Source organism: Proteiniphilum propionicum (assembly GCF_022267555.1).
Lineage (GTDB): Bacteria > Bacteroidota > Bacteroidia > Bacteroidales > Dysgonomonadaceae > Proteiniphilum > Proteiniphilum propionicum.
Window position 1 is genome coordinate 2,036,099 of sequence record NZ_CP073586.1, and the last position, 16,202, is coordinate 2,052,300.

Consider the following 16,202-nt stretch of genomic DNA (forward strand, 5'->3'; position numbering starts at 1 on the left):
GATTCATTGGGAGCTGGCCGTATAGGACTTACCCAAGTGCAAAGATACGGTTTTTTTTTTAGTTACAAAATGGTTAAATTGATTTTTACTATTCATGCACTTTTTTTATCTTTGTAAATATTTGCACTATTAAAGCATTGTACTATTAACGCAACTTTAACTTTTTTAGAGAAAAATCATATCAAATACAATTTAATTATGAATATCGCTGACCGGTTTATTAAATACGCACGTATCGATACTCAATCGGATGAGGAAAACATGCAAACTCCGAGTACCAGGAAACAGTTCAATCTGGCAAAGGAGGTAGAAAAGGAAGCATTGGAGATGGGATTGACAGATGTAAGCCTCGATAATAACTGTTACCTGATGGCTACATTACCGACTAATACAAAGAAAAAGGTCCCTGTTATAGGATTTATTGCACATTTTGATACAAGCCCTGATATGAGCGGTGAAAATGTGAATCCGCGCATCGTAAAAGCATATGATGGAAAAGATATTGTGTTAAATAAGGAACAATCTGTGGTTTTATCACCGTCTGACTTTCCTGAATTATTGCGTCATGTGGGTGAAGATATTATTGTAACAGATGGGAATACACTTTTGGGAGCTGATGATAAAGCCGGTATAGCCGAAATTATGAACGCTATGCAATACCTTACTGATCATCCCGAGATTGAACATGGAAAAATACGTATAGGTTTTACTCCTGACGAAGAGATCGGTAGAGGGGCAGACAAGTTTGATGTTGAAAAATTCGGTGCCGAATGGGCTTATACAATGGACGGAAGTGAAGTGGGGGAGCTGGAATATGAAAATTTTAATGCAGCCTCGGCTAAGATAGTTATACATGGTAGAAACGTTCATCCAGGTTATGCGAAAAACAAAATGATTAACGCACTTAACATAGCCAACAAGTTGATTAATCTGCTCCCGCATAACGAACGTCCTGAGTCGACAGAAGGATATGAAGGATTTTTCCATCTTATTTCTTTGACCGGGACAGTGGAAGATGCCAAAATGTCGTTTATTATTCGTGACCATGACAGGAAAAAATTTGAGGAACGCAAGTCGCTGATGATAAATGCTGTTGAGATGTTGAACCAGATATATGATGGACGCATCACAATAGAGATGAAAGATCAGTACTATAATATGCGTGAAAAAATTGAACCTGTAAAACATGTCATAGATTACGCTTACAGAGCCATGGAAGAGGTGGGTGTAAAGCCAAATATAAAACCAATTCGTGGTGGGACTGATGGAGCACGTTTGTCGTTCATGGGTTTACCCTGTCCTAATATTTTTGCTGGAGGAATGAATTTCCATGGGAAATATGAATTCCTTCCAATTCCTTCAATGGAGAAAGCCTCAGAAGTGATTGTAAAAATTGCAGAACTTGTAGCAAAAGATTATTAATATAATTAAAATATTGACTAATAATATGAAAAGGACTCCTTTTACAGATATGCATATTGCACTTGGTGCAAAGATGCACGAATTCGCCGGGTATAACATGCCTATTGAATATTCAGGTATCATTGATGAGCATCAGACAGTAGTGAATGGTGTTGGTGTTTTTGATGTGTCGCATATGGGTGAGTTTTGGGTGAAAGGCCCAAAAGCCTTAGAGTTTTTGCAGAAAGTGTGTAGTAACGATGCATCTGCCCTTAGGATCGGAAAGGCTCAGTACACCTGTTTCGTAAATGGAAATGGAGGCATTGTTGATGACTTTATTGTTTATCATTACGAACTTGAGAAATACCTGCTGGTTGTAAATGCAGCCAATATTGAGAAAGATTGGGCTTGGTGTCAGAAACACAACACAATGGGTGCCGAACTTGAGAATGCATCAGGCCATATGGCGCAGCTGGCAGTGCAGGGACCCAGGGCAATTAATACACTGCAGAAACTGACTAATGAGGATCTGGCTGCAATACCTAATTATGCCTTTGTTAACGGTACATTTGCAGGTGTTGAGAACGTAATTATTTCAAATACAGGCTACACAGGTGCCGGTGGATTTGAACTCTATTTCTATCCGGAACAGGGTCAGATAATTTGGGATGCCATTTTTGATGCAGGTGAAGAGTTCGGTATCAAACCCATAGGCTTGGGTGCACGCGATACATTACGCCTCGAAATGGGATATTGTCTATATGGAAACGATCTTGACGACACAACAACACCGCTACAGGCAGGTTTGGGATGGATTACCAAATTTACTGACAACAAACCGTTTATTGGCAGAGAGGTGCTGGAAAAGGAGAAGTCTGAGGGAGTATCTCGTAAACTTTGTTGTTTTGAACTGGTTGATAAAGGAATTCCCCGCCACGGGTACGAGATTGTTAATGCCGGGGGAGAGGTTGTAGGGAATGTGACTTCTGGAACAATGTCACCAATGCTGAAAATTGGAATCGGTATGGGATATGTCAAGCCGGAATTGGCAAAAGCAGGTACTGATATCTATATAAAAGTTCGGAATAGAAATCTGAAGGCAACAGTGGTAAAACCGCCCTTCAGAAAATAGTAAGATTCAGTTTCAGACATAAATCATCTTTCGGGTCATTCCGCCATCAATGATGAAGTTTTGTCCCGTGATGAAGCTGTTTTCGGGATTCATAAGGAAGAGGACCATACGTGCAATATCCCAGGCATTGCCCACACGCCCCGAGGGATGTTGCAGGTGGTCTTCCCGGGATAACAGGGCTTGTTTGGCAACCGATTTTTTTTTGAGCGCTGAGACATCAATCCATCCCGGGCTGATTGAATTTACACGTACATTTGGTGCCAGGCTTACTGCCATGGCATGGGTGAGAGAGAAGATGCCGCCTTTGCTGGCTGAGTAAGATTCGGTGTTGGCTTCGGACTGAAATGCCCTTGTGGAGCACATATTAACGATAGCCCCCTTCGATTCTTCAAGATAAGGCGCAAGATACTTACTGCATAGAAACGTGCCGGTGAGGTTAGTGGCAATAGCCCTGTTCCACTCTTCAAGGGAAAGCTTATCCATTGGCTTGGAAACCTCATATACGGCATTGTTGACCAGTCCGTATGTGTTGCCAAACTTTTTTACTGCAGCCCTGATGGAGGACCTGATGCTCACCTCATTTGAAACATCGGTAATAAAGAAATCGCAGCGACGTTTGTTGAGGTGGGGACGAAGCTCTTCCATCGCTTCGCTGTCAATATCAAATATAGATACGGTATAGCCGTTTTTAAGCAGTTCCTGAGAAATAACTCTTCCGATGCCTTGTGCTCCTCCTGTGACTATAATATGTGGCAGTTTTGTCTGTTTCATGCCGCAAGTAAATAAATCAGCAACAACCGGACTTTAACTATAAATATTCTTTTTGCCGGCCAAAAGAGTATTTTTAAGTAGCGATACTATGGTCATTGGGCCTACACCTCCGGGAACGGGAGTTATGTATGAGCATTTAGGGGCAACCTCGTTAAAGGCAACATCACCGGTGAGCTTGAACCCTGATCTGGTTTTGTTGCTTGGTACGCGAGTTGTGCCTACATCAATTACTACCACTCCCTCTTTAACCATATCCCCTTTCAGAAATTCCGGTACTCCCAGAGCAGCAATAATGATGTCGGCCTGCAGGCAAATCTCTTTGATGTTAGGAGTGCGGCTGTGGCACACAGTTACTGTACAATCGCCAGGATAGCTTTTTTGCATCATCAGCATGGATACCGGTTTCCCGACAATATTGCTTCGTCCCAATACCACGCAGTGCTTTCCCCTTGTTTCTATATTGTATCTTCTCAGCAACTCAACTATTCCTGAGGGTGTTGCAGACAGAAAGCAGGGCATCCCCAGCGACATGCGTCCTACATTTACCGGATGAAAACCGTCTACATCTTTGCGATAATCAATTGCTTCGGTAATTTTAGTTTCCGAAATATGTTTTGGTAATGGCAGTTGCACGATAAAACCATCGATACCGGTATCGTTGTTCAGCCTGTCAACACATGCCAGAAGTTCTTCTTCGGTGACATCATCTTCGTATCGTATCAGGGTGGACTTGAATCCCACCTCTTCACACGACTTCACCTTGTTAGCCACGTAGGTTTCGCTGCCTCCGTCGTGCCCCACAAGTACCGCTGCCAGATGAGGAGTTTTACCTCCGGCCGCTTTGATAAGTGCTACCTCTTCGGCAATCTCTTTTTTTATTTGTGCCGCAACTGATTTTCCATCAATCAATTCCATAATTTGCTGTTTATTATCTTTTAGTATTAGGATGTCAGTTCTCAGCGTTCGGTTCTGAATTCTGAATTCCCGGTTTCAAGTTTTCAATTTTCTGAATTATGATTTTCAGTTTTATCTTCTGCGCATTTTCCTCATCGTCTGCCGTCCACCGCCCGATGTCATCATGCGCATCATCTTTCGGGTTTCATCGAACTGCTTGATAAGTTTATTTACCTCTTGAACGTTGGTGCCGCTCCCTTTGGCTATGCGGGCCCGACGGCTACCATTAAGTATTTCGGGGTTGCTGCGTTCCTGAGGTGTCATGGAACGGATAATAGCTTCAATACCCTTAAAGGCATCGTCATCAATATCCAGGTCTTTAATCTGTTTACCTACACCGGGAATCATTGATGCAAGGTCTTTAAGGTTACCCATTTTCTTTATCTGCTGAATCTGGGCAATGAAATCGTTAAAATCGAACTGGTTTTTGGCAATCTTTTTTTGAAGGCGACGAGCCTCTTCTTCATCGTACTGCTCCTGCGCTTTCTCGACAAGCGAAACAATGTCGCCCATCCCCAGGATACGATCAGCCATACGTTCGGGATGAAATACATCTATGGCATCAAGCTTCTCGCCGGTACCCACAAACTTAATAGGCTTGTCTACAACAGACCTGATTGAAAGAGCAGCCCCACCACGCGTATCACCGTCAAGTTTAGTAAGAACAACGCCGCTAAAGTCGAGCCGCTGGTTAAACTCTTTGGCTGTGTTCACGGCATCCTGCCCTGTCATGGCGTCCACCACAAAGAGAATTTCTTGAGGGTTGATTGCTTTTTTTATGGATTCTATCTCGTTCATCATCTGCTCATCAATAGCCAAACGGCCTGCGGTGTCGATGATGATAAGGTCTTTACCGTGCTGACGGGCATATTGAAGGGCATTTTGTGAAATTTTTACCGGATTCTTATTATCCTCTTCAGAATATACTGCCACTCCAATCTGTTCCCCCAGTACCTTAAGCTGTTCAATGGCAGCAGGACGGTAAACGTCACCAGCCACAAGCAACGGGCTTTTACCGCGTTTGCTTTTGAGCATGTTTGCCAGTTTGCCGGAGAAGGTGGTTTTACCCGATCCCTGCAACCCCGACATTAGAATTATTGCCGGGCTACCTTTTATATTAATATCAACAGCAGAGCTACCCATAAGGGTTGCCAGCTCATCATGAACAATCTTTACCATCATCTGCTCGGGCTTCACGGCGTTTAGTACGTCTTGCCCGAGTGCCTTCTGTTTAACGGTTTCAGTAAACTCCTTCGCTGTTTTATAGTTTACGTCTGCATCGAGCAAAGCACGGCGTACCTCCTTAAGGGTTTCGGCAACGTTTATTTCGGTAATCTTGCCCTGGCCTTTCAATATTTTAAACGACCTCTCGAGTCTTTCGCTTAAATTCTCAAACATAATTTTTAGTTTTAATTCACTTCACGGACACAATGTGCGCAAAAGCGGAGGTCAATCCGAAAAAAGGCACAGTGTGAAAACGATTCATTGTATGGATGATAATAAATGATTATAAGTGATGAAACATTTCACTATTTTGAATACAAAGATAATGAAAAAAGGTTTACCCTGAAAAAGTGAAAGTGTACATTTAAAATAACTATATTTGTTCCGGAATTATGACTTTCTCCCCTCAACGACAGAAGAGTGGCATCGGCCCCTTCTAATAATTGAGTGGACTGAATACTTTAACAAAAATGAATGTAAAAAAAGCAAACAAGCTGCAAAATTTTATTTATCTATCTATTACCGCGGCAATAGTGACGATAGTGTTGAAATTTTACGCCTACTATATAACCGGATCAATGGGTTTTTTGTCGGATTCGTTGGAATCATTCGTTAACCTGTTTGCGGCTATTTTTGCCCTGATTATGTTAAACCTGTCTCAGAAACCTGCCGACGATGGACACGATTACGGGCACAGTAAAGCAGAGTATTTTTCCAGTGCTGCCGAGGGAGCCTTAATTCTTGTTGCAGCCTTTAGCATTATATGGAGCGCCATCAACCGTATTATTAATCCAAGACCGCTGGAAAATATTAACACCGGGTTGCTGTTTTCTTTTTTGGCATCACTGGTTAATCTGTTGGTGGGGATCGTATTAATTAAAAATGGGAAAAAAAACAAATCATTGCTTCTTGAAGCTGATGGTAGACATCTTATGACCGATGTATGGACCTCGGTAGGGGTTATTCTGGGGATCATCGTGGTTAAATATACCGGGTGGCTCATTATCGACCCTGTAATTGCCATACTGGTAGCTATAAACATTATTTATACCGGATATATTCTGATCAGCCGTTCAGCCAGCGGTTTGATGGATGCGGCAATACCCGAGGATGATCTGAAGAAAGTAATCATCTATCTTGAATCATTGAAAGATAAACAGATTGAATACCATTCACTTCTGACACGGGCCGCAGGTCAACGAAAATTTATCTCAATGCATCTGTTGGTCCCGGGAGAATGGACTGTAAAAAAGGGGCACGATTGTGCCGATGATATTGAAGAGGCTATTGTTGAAATGTTTGACGAGCCGGTTACCGTTTCAACCCATATCGAACCTGTGGAAGATCCGGCCTCGTTAAAGGATATCGGCATCGATCGTCAGAAGCGCCACAAGGGCCAGCAAGTTACCCCGTAGTATCGGCATCTATAAACAGAATCCATGCAAGGGCCGGCTAATAAAATAAAAAACCCGGAAGTTATTTAATAACTTCCGGGTGCCTCCCGGCCAAGGCTGATTTCTTCAATTCCGTGGCTTTTATTATTCTGAAAAATGAATATAACAGAATGCTCGCAGCAATTTTTTTTACTTGCATTGCAAAGCAGAAAGCTTATCAAACTCAACAAATTATGCCGTTTGCTTATTGATGAATATGTTATGCAATTGCTGAACCCATGAGAAATGCAGCTGCAAGCGACACTATAGCATATAACTCCGGGAATACAGCCAGGATAAGAGTGTTGCTAAACGCATCGTGCCCCTGACCGATAGCAACCACACCGTTAGCACAAACCTGTCCCTGACGTATAGCAGAAAGTAGTCCTACGAATCCCAGAGCAAGCCCTGCAGCTAATGTTGCCATTGCCTGAATAAATGTGATGTCGGGAGTCAACACCCCGAAGATACTCTCAAACATGAAGTAGCCGGCAAAACCGTACAATCCTTGTGTACCGGGAAGAGCTGTTAATACTAGAAAATTACCAAATTTCCCGTCCACCTTTTTAGCTGCTCCAATGGCAGCATTTCCAACTATAGTAACCCCGTAGGCGCTTCCAATGCCAGAAAGGGCAATCATCACTGCTATACCTACATAGGCAATTAATAAATTTGTTTCCATTCAGTTGTTTTTTAATTTATATGTTGTTTTATTGATATTTTTAATTTTTAAAGGGGTTGTATTTTTTCCCGCCTCCTGTAAACTCAGAGTTGTTGTAAAATTCAACAAACGTAAGCCGCAAGGGATGTACAAATGCTCCGAGTGCGTTCATGAATATGGTTATGGCGTGTCCGATAACGAAGATAAGGACAGTTACTACCGGTCCTAAGATAGCTTTATCGGGACTCATTCCGGTAGCAAGGCTTGTGAATACACTTGCCAGAATGCCTCCCGACAGCCCCAGCGCGAAAAGGCGTACATAAGATAAAACATCTCCCAGCAATCCGGTGGCCATATTGTATGTATCCCATAAAGACAGCCCAATATTTACGAAAATATTCTTTCCGGGAGAGTTAAAGAATATAATAGGTATTGCAGATGACATCATAACAATATTATGTGCAGTACCACCCATTTGCAAAAAATTCGGGAACAGATAAGCTACGATTATACTCAGTAGTAGTGTAAACCAACCTATTGTAGATACAGCATAGGGAAAACCGAACTGTTTTATCCGGTTTATACATTTCATGACCATGCCAAACATAATCTGAATTATTCCTAGAACGAGTGAGAGAATAAACATTTGTGAATTGTCAAAAAAGATCTGATCTTTCATATTCCGGAAGAACGGAGCGTTGATATCATAAATGTTATAACCGAAAAAACCACCGGTAAGCAGGCCGCATACCATTGTGGAGGCACCCAGTATCTGTACAAGAGTCATGATGCCTTTAAGTGATTTTTCTATTTTGTCCTTTTTCAGAATTTTTATAAGTGTTCCCAAGATAAAGAGGAAAGCACCATAACCTATGTCACCCAGCGCCAATCCGAAAAAAATCATGTAAAACGGCGCAAAGAAAGGAGTCAGGTCCACCTCATTATACTTTGGCATCATATAGAGTTCGGCAATAGGCTCGAACATACGAGAAAATCTATTGTTTTTGAACTTAATTGGCACATCGTCTCCGGGCAATGGATCAGAAGTTTCAAAATATACACTTTCTTTGGCAAGGTAGCCGGTGATCTCTTTAACATTGTCTTCCGGAGCCCAGCCCTGCAGCAGTATTATTTTGTTGTCAGCCACAGGAGTGGAGCTTTGAACAGCCTTGGTAAATACAATTTTATCTTCAAGCTTCTTTATTGCACCCTTCACCGATGGCAGGTCGTCAGACATCTTTTCAAGTGCTTCATCCTGATGCCTGATCTTCTCCTTAATAGACTCTATCAGCTTGTTTAGCGATTCCAATGACACATCTGGCATCTTAACCTCTTCAATGTTAAGTAGTTCTGCCATATTATTATTTTTTGTCACCGTAACAAAATAGGTCCTTGAAGACTCTTTATTTATGACAACTGCATCGTAAAGTGTTTCCCACTCCTTATCATATTGATTGTCCGGAGCAATGAAGAAGTTGATCCGGTATCCGGCTCTCTCAAGTTTTTTAATATTTTCCGGATCAAAGTTACCCCATGGTTTCAGTAAGTTGCTCTCTTTTATACTGACCTGGAGCTGCTGGTTGAGTGACGACTTGAAGTTCTCTATCTTCTCTATCTCTTCAGGGATTCGTTGGCCGAGTTCGATATCCGGCTCATTGAAAGAATCTTCATTGTTATTATCTCTATATCTTTTCAGAGTCTTTACTGCTCCTTCAAGTTGTTTTAATTTAGAAGTGTATGGATAGAGTTCTTCTTCGTCAAGTTCAGTCCGGTCCTGTTCTACAATATGGATCATTCCCAAATTGCGCAGTTCTATTAGGAACTGTTCATAATCTTTATGGAAAGCCAAAAAGATAAATTTTTTCATTTTTGCTACCATATTTCTTCTCCTTTCTCCCTTTTTCTTTCCTGTTGAGAACGCATAATCTTTTGTGATGATTTGGAGAGATTCTCCTCATCTTCAAGGTAACGTTTGATTTTCAAAATCGCTTCCTGATATCCCGGTATCTGTACCTTCTCGAATAGGTTCACTTTTTGGGTTGTTTTCTTCCTTGCATGTTCAAGGCGATTGAGCCTGATTTCATGAAAATCGCGGCGAATAGCTGTCTCGGCAAGCTCTTCAAGAGTTTTCACCCCGTCGAGAAACCATTTCGGGCGGCTGAACAGGCTGAACTGTTTGATTTCGAAATCAACACTGTCAAGCATGGGAATCAGCACTCCCGCAATTTTCCTCTTCGAAAGATGCACATCTTTAACACTTATCAGGCTGGGATCGAATTCAATCCACATTCCCATCATCTTCTTGTATGAAATCACCTTTGCCTCAAGATCTTTTTCAAGCAATTTGATTTCATCTTTGGCTCTTTTTACCTCCGTCCGAAGTGCTGTCTCCTTATTCTGCAAGGTGGGAAGTGCCCTCTCACGTACAGTCAGTTGTTTTTCAAGCAGCTGACGGGAAGTTTTATTATATTGAAATTTAATAGCCATTTTTTATTTCCAATACTTATCCACTAACTCTTGTTTCATATTAACCTCGGTTGGTTTGAAGTATTTTGAAAGCAGCTCCCAAGTTTTATCAAGCATCTCCACCGTATTCAGATTTACGTTTATAGCAAGTATGTATTCTGAATAATCTTTCGCGAACGACAATGTCCGCTGATCATAATCGGTCAGATCGAAGCCGTTTTCCAGTTTGGTTTTAGCATTTGCAGCGTCGGCATAAAGTCTTACTGCTGCATTCATCAATTGCGGATGATCGTCCCTCGTTTTCTTGCCCTGTACAAGTTGTTTTAGTCGCGAGAGAGAGCGGAATGGATCAACAATAACCTTTCCCACATCGCTGTCGAGGCGCAGGAAGAGTTGTCCCTCAGTAATATATCCCGTATTATCAGGGACTGCGTGAGTAATATCACCTCCTGAAAGTGTGGTAACTGCAATAATGGTTATAGAGCCTCCTGAAGGGAACTGGGCCGCTTTCTCGTATATTTTGGCCAGGTCGGAGTATAGCGATCCGGGCATTGAATCCTTCGACGGGATCTGATCCATGCGGTTTGACACAATAGATAGAGCATCGGCATATGAGGTCATATCTGTAAGCAGCACCAGCACCTTCTCGTTTTTATCGACTGCGAAATATTCAGCTGCCGTCAATGCCATATCTGGTACCAGGAGCCGTTCTACAGCAGGGTCTTCGGTGGTGTTCATAAAAGAGATGATCCGGTTTAATGCACCAGCGTTACTGAATACATTCTTGAAGTAAAGGTAGTCATCGTTTGTCATCCCCATCCCCCCCAGAATAATCTTGTCGGTCTCTGCACGAAGGGCCACTGTAGCCATTACCTGGTTGAACGGTTGGTCAGGATCGGCAAAGAAAGGTATCTTCTGTCCCGATACAAGCGTATTGTTCAGGTCTATACCTGAAATTCCCGTTGCTATAAGCTCCGAAGGTTGTTTCCTTCTTACAGGGTTAACAGAAGGGCCACCGATGGGACGCTCTTCACCTTCGGGTACCGGGCCGCCGTCTATGGGATCACCGTAAGCATTGAAAAAACGGCCTGCAAGTTGATCGCTTACCTTAAGAGAGGGTGATTTTCCCATGAAAATCACTTCGGCATTGGTTGATATACCTTCGGTACCCCCAAAAATCTGCAGAGTAACCTCGTCGCCCATTATTTTTACTACCTGTGCCAGTCGCCCTTCCACTGTAGCCAGTTCATCATAACCTACATTGGTTGCTCTCACAGAGCAGGTGGCTTTCGTGATTTGGGTAATTTGCGTATATATTTTCTGAAATGCTTTTGCCATAACTTCAATCTATTTTTTGATAAGCCAATTGGTTCAGCTTGCTGTAGTATTTATTAAACCTCTCTGATTTGAATTCTGAGTAATTCATCTGTCTGCCGGTATTTATCACCTTCTTGAAAAAATCAGCCACATCGTTGAAGTTGTCAAATTCGAAATCGGTGCGACAGATATCGATTACCAGGTCAAGAATATATTTCTGACGTTCTATTGGTGTAACTGCATCAATATCATCAAATGCATCTTGCTGCAATATGATGAAATCTATCAATTCAGATTTCCAGAATGTAATATGATACTCTACCGGCACGCCGTCATCTCCCAGAATATTTATCTGTTCGGCAATCTCCTTTCCACGAAGGAGGCGGGTCTTTGCCTCATTTACTTTTTCTGTCCAGTCGGTTGATATATGCTCAGAAATATACTCTTCAAACTCAGGATATTCAATATATTTCGAATATGATTCTATAGGGTTGATAGCAGGATACCTTTTTTTATCGGCACGATCCTGTTCAAGTGCGTAATAACAACGGGCAACCTTTTTTGTGTTTTCGGTCACCGGCTCTTTGAGGTTACCCCCAGCGGGTGATACTGTACCGATAAAGGTAATTGATCCCTCCTTGTCATTATTCAGGATCACGTGCCCTGCCCGGCCATAGAAATTGGATATAATAGCTGAGAGGTCCATAGGAAAGGCATCGGGGCCCGGTAGCTCTTCCAGCCGGTTACTCATCTCACGCAACGCTTGTGCCCAACGTGAAGTAGAGTCCGCCATCAGAAGTACTTTCAAGCCCATTGAACGGTAATATTCACCAATTGTCATAGCTGTATAGACCGAAGCTTCACGTGCCGCCACAGGCATGTTTGAAGTGTTTGCTATTATGATTGTACGCTCCATAAGCTTGCGCCCGGTGTGCGGATCAACAAGTTCGGGAAATTCAGTAAAGATCTCCACAACCTCGTTTGCACGTTCACCACATGCGGCTATGATTACTATATCGGCCTCTGCCTGTTTTGAGATGGCGTGCTGAAGCACAGTTTTTCCGGTGCCGAAAGCCCCTGGAATAAATCCCGTTCCACCTTCCACTATCGGATTCAGGGTATCTATGGAGCGAACACCCGTTTCTAGCAACCTGTATGGCCTTGGTTTCTCTTTATAAGCTGTGAGGGGTATTTTTACGGGCCATCGCTGAATCATATTCAGCTCCGTTTCATTGCCGTTTTGGTCTTCCACCACTGCTACTGTTTTATAGATATTGTAATCTCCTTCCTTCGCAATGCTTTTAATGATGTACTCATCTTTCATCTTAAAGGGAACCATAATCTTATGAGGTTGATAGTTCTCGTCCACCTCACCCAGCCAGGATCCCGCGGTTACCTTTTCCCCCGGTTTGGCAATAGGTTTAAAATGCCATAGCTTCTCTTCATCGAGTGGGAATGTGTACTCACCGCGTTTCAGGAAAACACCATCCATTTTATCAAGATCGTTCTCCAACCCGTCGAGGTTCCGCTCAAGGAGCCCGGGTCCCAGTACTACCTCAAGCATATGGCCCTGAAATTCCACTTCTGCTCCTACAGTAAGTCCACGTGTGCTTTCGAAAACCTGAATGTAGGCATTCTTTCCGATTACCTTGATAACTTCCGACATCAATCTGGTCCCATCCAGATCGATGTAAGCGATCTCATTTTGAGCAACAGGCCCATCCGCATCAACGATGACTAGATTGGATATGATCCCTTTAACTATTCCTTTTGTCAACATATATGTTTTTTTAATTTGTATCGGTATTAAAATTCTTCCGGTAGGTTTGTCTGATTCTTCAGATTGGAAATAATTTCCCGAAATACACGTTCACCTTCTTTCGCGTTTAGCTTCACCCAACGTTCAAGGATTTGAAGTTTACATAGATAGGCGAATATGTATTCGATGTTGAAGTAGTCGAAAACGGTGTTCTCTTCAAGCCAGTTCCATCTGAACCTATCGGCCTTTCGCTCACGTTCATAAATATCCGATTCCTCTGATATGCGCTGTATAGTATCGAAATATTCCAGTTCACGACTAAGCCCGAAATCGCGTATGTTGGCATTATCTTTAATTATTTTTGCGATTTTATTACTTCCAACTATCACTTTTGTGATATCTATACCATATTTTTTTGCATAGATTGCCGCGAGTATATTCCCGATATTCAGGTTGAGTTCGAACCATTCAGAAATCAGGCTGTTTTTAACTTCTATCCCATAGTCCATAAACAGGGAGGTGAGCAAATCTTCCCACAACCTTCCTCCTTGGGGCTGCCCTTCCTCACTTAACCATATCCGGATAAATTTTTCGAAATAGGGCGGTATTTTTTTATTTGTGACAGGAAGATCTTCTTTTACTCTTTCTAATGTTTCCAGTATATCTTCACGCGATAATTTTCCTGCAGGGTTCAGATCTGAATCTTTTTTTTTCAACAGTGTGAACAGATTCTCATTATCTGTCTTCAGGAAATATTTGCTCAATAGCTTCTGATCTGCCTGTTTTAATTCTGTGTCGAGCATTGATCTGAATTCTTCCACAGTGAAGGGAAGCTTCATGCTGTCGAAAGTGAAATCTGGCAGTCCGGATATAAAGTAGTAATATTGATTTTTAAAAAGCATATGCAAAATCAAACCGGTAATGGGGAGATAAAAATCTCCTGTGTTAAAATAGAAGTTTTTGAATCTGAGGACGCAAGAACTCTCTGAAATATTCGATAAACTCCTCTTCTCCGAATTTTACTTTGTAGGAACCATCTTCAGGAGATAGTGTGAATCCTGTTTTAATACCACTCACTGTCTCAATCTTTAATCCTTTATCCAGGAGATTTTTGGCATTGGAGGCGATGTACGACTCAAGCTCCTTAGGATTTTTAACCCCAATAGTTAAGGTTTCATCCTTAGACCAGTTCTGTATCAGCTCCACTATCAGTTTCTGCATAAAGGTTTTGTCCTCAACGGCAGCCTTCACATTCATCGAGGCCAGCTTGTCAGTTACGATGTTGGTAATCTCCGTTTTGAGTGCCTCGGAAGACTGAGCTGCGAACAGTTTTAGTTCCGCTTCGGTATGGCTTTTTAATTCTGCACTTTTCTTTTGGGCTGCAGCAATAATTTCAGCCGCCTCAGTTTTTGCTTCATCCAATATTTGCTGCTTTAAAGCTGTGGCTTCCGTAACTATTCTGTCGGCTTCTTCTTTGCCTTTCTCCACACCCTCGGAGTACAATTTTGAGGTAAGTTCCTGAATCTTATCCATATAGTAATATAATGATTTTATTTTTTTGAGCCCGGGAAGTCGATATTCCAACCTGTCGGATATGGATTACCGGCACAATGCTGAAAATGCAAAGTGAACCCACAAATTTACAAAAAATAATGCAGAATTGTAATTTAATCAAATCAAAAATACCTGAATCGTACATTTATAAGTTTCAGGCTGCATTATTTTCGGATGAATTGTCGTTTTCACCATCTCTTTTTATTTGGCACTGTTTTTGCTTTTAATAGAACTATGGACAGGAAAATCTTCAGGCTTGCCATTCCAAATATTATTACCAACATTACCGTTCCATTACTGGGGATGATTGATATTGCCATTGCAGGCAGGCTTGGCTCCGCAGTGTATATTGGTGCCATAGCCCTTGGTGCAAATATTTTTAACATGATTTACTGGAACTTTGGGTTTCTGAGGATGAGTTCAAGCGGTTTCGCCGCGCAGGCATACGGAGCAAGGGATCTATCGGAAGTTATGAACGTATTTATCCGTTCTCTGGCCATAGGGCTGGGAGTTGGCCTTATCATTGTTTTATTGCAATATCCCATTGGTGAGCTGGCTATTACTTTTATAAAGTCGGGCCCTGAGTCAGCAGAGCACGTGAAGAGCTATTTTCGTATTGTGGTGTGGGGAGCGCCGGCAGTGTTGGGGATGTATGCCTTTAAGGGGTGGTTCATTGGTATGCAGAATGCAAGAATTCCCATGGTCATCGCCATCCTTAATAATCTGCTCAACATTTTGTTAAGCATGGTTTTTGTTTTTGGTTTCGGGATGAAGATCGAAGGAATTGCGTTAGGTACAGTGTTATCGCAACTAATTTCGCTACTGGCAGCAGCAGGCCTTTGGTGGAAGTATTACAGACGCCTTGTGGAATATGTCAGGAAGGAGACTGTTTGGGACAGGCAGGCTATTCGTCAATACTTCAGGGTAAACAGTGATATTTTTGTACGTACTTTTTTGTTGACTTTAGTTACCACTTTTTTCACCTTTGCCTCTTCGGGGATGGGAGAGGCCATATTGGCAGTCAATGCCCTTCTGATGCAGTTTTTCATGCTCTTTTCCTATTTTATGGATGGTTTTGCCTATGCCGGTGAGGCCCTGACCGGTCGGTTTATCGGTTCTAAAAACCGGGAATACCTTCAGTGGATGATCCGTAGGATATTTTTCTGGGGGACTGTGGTGAGCCTTGTTGCCGTAATAGTTTATCTGATCTTTCCTTCTCAGATACTGCATATCATGACCAACGACCTTTATATTATTGAGCGAACCAAAGATTTCATGTTTTGGACATTGCTTATCCCCGTTGCCGGCTTTGCTGCTTTTCTGTGGGACGGTATTTTTATCGGTGCTACGGCTTCCGCACAGATGCGTAATGCCATGATACTCTCTTCTGCGCTTTTTTTTGCCTGCTATTTTATTATGTCCCCACTGTGGGGCAATAATGGACTCTGGCTTTCTTTTATCCTCTACCTGCTGGTAAGAGGTGTTATGCAAACCATCTGGTCGCGGAAAGCTTTGTCTTTTTAATGCGAT

General features: G+C 42.3%; 14 protein-coding genes. 4 read left to right on the top strand and 10 right to left on the bottom strand.

Translation table 11 applies throughout. The annotated features are described in order from the left end of the window. The first annotated feature begins 198 nt into the window (after window positions 1-198). Entirely contained in the window at window positions 199-1,422 is a 1,224-nt protein-coding gene (gene pepT / locus KDN43_RS08390) for a peptidase T (protein WP_238841522.1), read from the top strand. A 25-nt stretch (window positions 1,423-1,447) separates the two neighbouring features. Beyond that, window positions 1,448-2,533, top strand: a complete 1,086-nt coding sequence (gcvT, locus tag KDN43_RS08395) for a glycine cleavage system aminomethyltransferase GcvT (protein ID WP_238841523.1) — start codon at window positions 1,448-1,450, stop codon at window positions 2,531-2,533. 12 nt (window positions 2,534-2,545) lie between these two features. On the opposite strand, the gene KDN43_RS08400 is transcribed toward gcvT, so the two are convergent. The 3 genes from KDN43_RS08400 to ffh form a co-directional block, all read right to left on the bottom strand. Continuing rightward, window positions 2,546-3,304, bottom strand: coding sequence for an SDR family oxidoreductase (locus KDN43_RS08400; RefSeq protein WP_238841524.1), 759 nt, complete (start codon window positions 3,302-3,304; stop codon window positions 2,546-2,548). A gap of 33 nt (window positions 3,305-3,337) precedes the next feature. Beyond that, a complete protein-coding gene (folD, locus tag KDN43_RS08405; protein ID WP_238841525.1) occupies window positions 3,338-4,219 on the bottom strand; it encodes a bifunctional methylenetetrahydrofolate dehydrogenase/methenyltetrahydrofolate cyclohydrolase FolD in 882 nt (293 codons plus the stop codon). 111 nt (window positions 4,220-4,330) lie between these two features. Next, window positions 4,331-5,656: a signal recognition particle protein gene (gene ffh / locus KDN43_RS08410; RefSeq protein ID WP_238841526.1), complete on the bottom strand. Its 1,326-nt coding sequence runs from the start codon at window positions 5,654-5,656 to the stop codon at window positions 4,331-4,333. A gap of 296 nt (window positions 5,657-5,952) precedes the next feature. Between ffh and KDN43_RS08415 the strand changes: the two genes are divergently transcribed. Beyond that, window positions 5,953-6,897 carry a cation diffusion facilitator family transporter gene (locus KDN43_RS08415; RefSeq protein ID WP_238841527.1) on the top strand — a complete coding sequence of 315 codons (945 nt, stop codon included), beginning with the start codon at window positions 5,953-5,955 and terminating at the stop codon, window positions 6,895-6,897. Between the two features lie 238 nt (window positions 6,898-7,135). On the opposite strand, the gene KDN43_RS08420 is transcribed toward KDN43_RS08415, so the two are convergent. From KDN43_RS08420 to KDN43_RS08450, 7 genes are read right to left on the bottom strand one after another with little or no spacing between them, the layout of a single operon-like run. Then, the gene (locus KDN43_RS08420; RefSeq protein WP_238841528.1) at window positions 7,136-7,597 is read right to left on the bottom strand and encodes a V-type ATP synthase subunit K; all 462 of its coding nucleotides are present in this window, start codon (window positions 7,595-7,597) and stop codon (window positions 7,136-7,138) included. Between the two features lie 40 nt (window positions 7,598-7,637). Beyond that, window positions 7,638-9,455: a V-type ATP synthase subunit I gene (locus KDN43_RS08425; protein WP_238841529.1), complete on the bottom strand. Its 1,818-nt coding sequence runs from the start codon at window positions 9,453-9,455 to the stop codon at window positions 7,638-7,640. After that, window positions 9,449-10,063, bottom strand: a complete 615-nt coding sequence (locus KDN43_RS08430) for a V-type ATP synthase subunit D (protein WP_238841530.1) — start codon at window positions 10,061-10,063, stop codon at window positions 9,449-9,451. The genes KDN43_RS08425 and KDN43_RS08430 overlap by 7 nt, the downstream gene beginning before the upstream one ends. Before the next feature lie 3 nt (window positions 10,064-10,066). Further along, entirely contained in the window at window positions 10,067-11,380 is a 1,314-nt protein-coding gene (locus tag KDN43_RS08435) for a V-type ATP synthase subunit B (RefSeq protein ID WP_238841531.1), read from the bottom strand. Window positions 11,381-11,384: 4 nt separating this feature from the next. Then, window positions 11,385-13,139, bottom strand: coding sequence for a V-type ATP synthase subunit A (locus KDN43_RS08440; RefSeq protein WP_238841532.1), 1,755 nt, complete (start codon window positions 13,137-13,139; stop codon window positions 11,385-11,387). Between the two features lie 26 nt (window positions 13,140-13,165). Further along, window positions 13,166-14,020, bottom strand: coding sequence for a DUF2764 family protein (locus tag KDN43_RS08445; protein ID WP_238841533.1), 855 nt, complete (start codon window positions 14,018-14,020; stop codon window positions 13,166-13,168). A 43-nt stretch (window positions 14,021-14,063) separates the two neighbouring features. Beyond that, entirely contained in the window at window positions 14,064-14,651 is a 588-nt protein-coding gene (locus KDN43_RS08450; protein WP_238841534.1) for a hypothetical protein, read from the bottom strand. Between the two features lie 255 nt (window positions 14,652-14,906). Between KDN43_RS08450 and KDN43_RS08455 the strand changes: the two genes are divergently transcribed. Further along, window positions 14,907-16,196, top strand: coding sequence for an MATE family efflux transporter (locus KDN43_RS08455; RefSeq protein WP_238841535.1), 1,290 nt, complete (start codon window positions 14,907-14,909; stop codon window positions 16,194-16,196). Window positions 16,197-16,202 lie beyond the last annotated feature (6 nt).

Excerpts from the sequence above, each read along its gene's own strand:
- KDN43_RS08450 (WP_238841534.1), bottom strand. The coding sequence starts at position 14,651 with ATGGATAAGATTCAGGAACTTACCTCAAAATTGTACTCCGAGGGTGTG.
- gcvT (WP_238841523.1), top strand. The coding sequence starts at position 1,448 with ATGAAAAGGACTCCTTTTACAGATATGCATATTGCACTTGGTGCAAAG.
- KDN43_RS08420 (WP_238841528.1), bottom strand. The coding sequence starts at position 7,597 with ATGGAAACAAATTTATTAATTGCCTATGTAGGTATAGCAGTGATGATT.
- KDN43_RS08430 (WP_238841530.1), bottom strand. The coding sequence starts at position 10,063 with ATGGCTATTAAATTTCAATATAATAAAACTTCCCGTCAGCTGCTTGAA.
- KDN43_RS08415 (WP_238841527.1), top strand. The coding sequence starts at position 5,953 with ATGAATGTAAAAAAAGCAAACAAGCTGCAAAATTTTATTTATCTATCT.
- KDN43_RS08445 (WP_238841533.1), bottom strand. The coding sequence starts at position 14,020 with ATGCTTTTTAAAAATCAATATTACTACTTTATATCCGGACTGCCAGAT.
- KDN43_RS08440 (WP_238841532.1), bottom strand. The coding sequence starts at position 13,139 with ATGTTGACAAAAGGAATAGTTAAAGGGATCATATCCAATCTAGTCATC.
- ffh (WP_238841526.1), bottom strand. The coding sequence starts at position 5,656 with ATGTTTGAGAATTTAAGCGAAAGACTCGAGAGGTCGTTTAAAATATTG.
- folD (WP_238841525.1), bottom strand. The coding sequence starts at position 4,219 with ATGGAATTGATTGATGGAAAATCAGTTGCGGCACAAATAAAAAAAGAG.
- KDN43_RS08435 (WP_238841531.1), bottom strand. The coding sequence starts at position 11,380 with ATGGCAAAAGCATTTCAGAAAATATATACGCAAATTACCCAAATCACG.
- KDN43_RS08425 (WP_238841529.1), bottom strand. The coding sequence starts at position 9,455 with ATGGTAGCAAAAATGAAAAAATTTATCTTTTTGGCTTTCCATAAAGAT.
- KDN43_RS08455 (WP_238841535.1), top strand. The coding sequence starts at position 14,907 with ATGGACAGGAAAATCTTCAGGCTTGCCATTCCAAATATTATTACCAAC.
- KDN43_RS08400 (WP_238841524.1), bottom strand. The coding sequence starts at position 3,304 with ATGAAACAGACAAAACTGCCACATATTATAGTCACAGGAGGAGCACAA.
- pepT (WP_238841522.1), top strand. The coding sequence starts at position 199 with ATGAATATCGCTGACCGGTTTATTAAATACGCACGTATCGATACTCAA.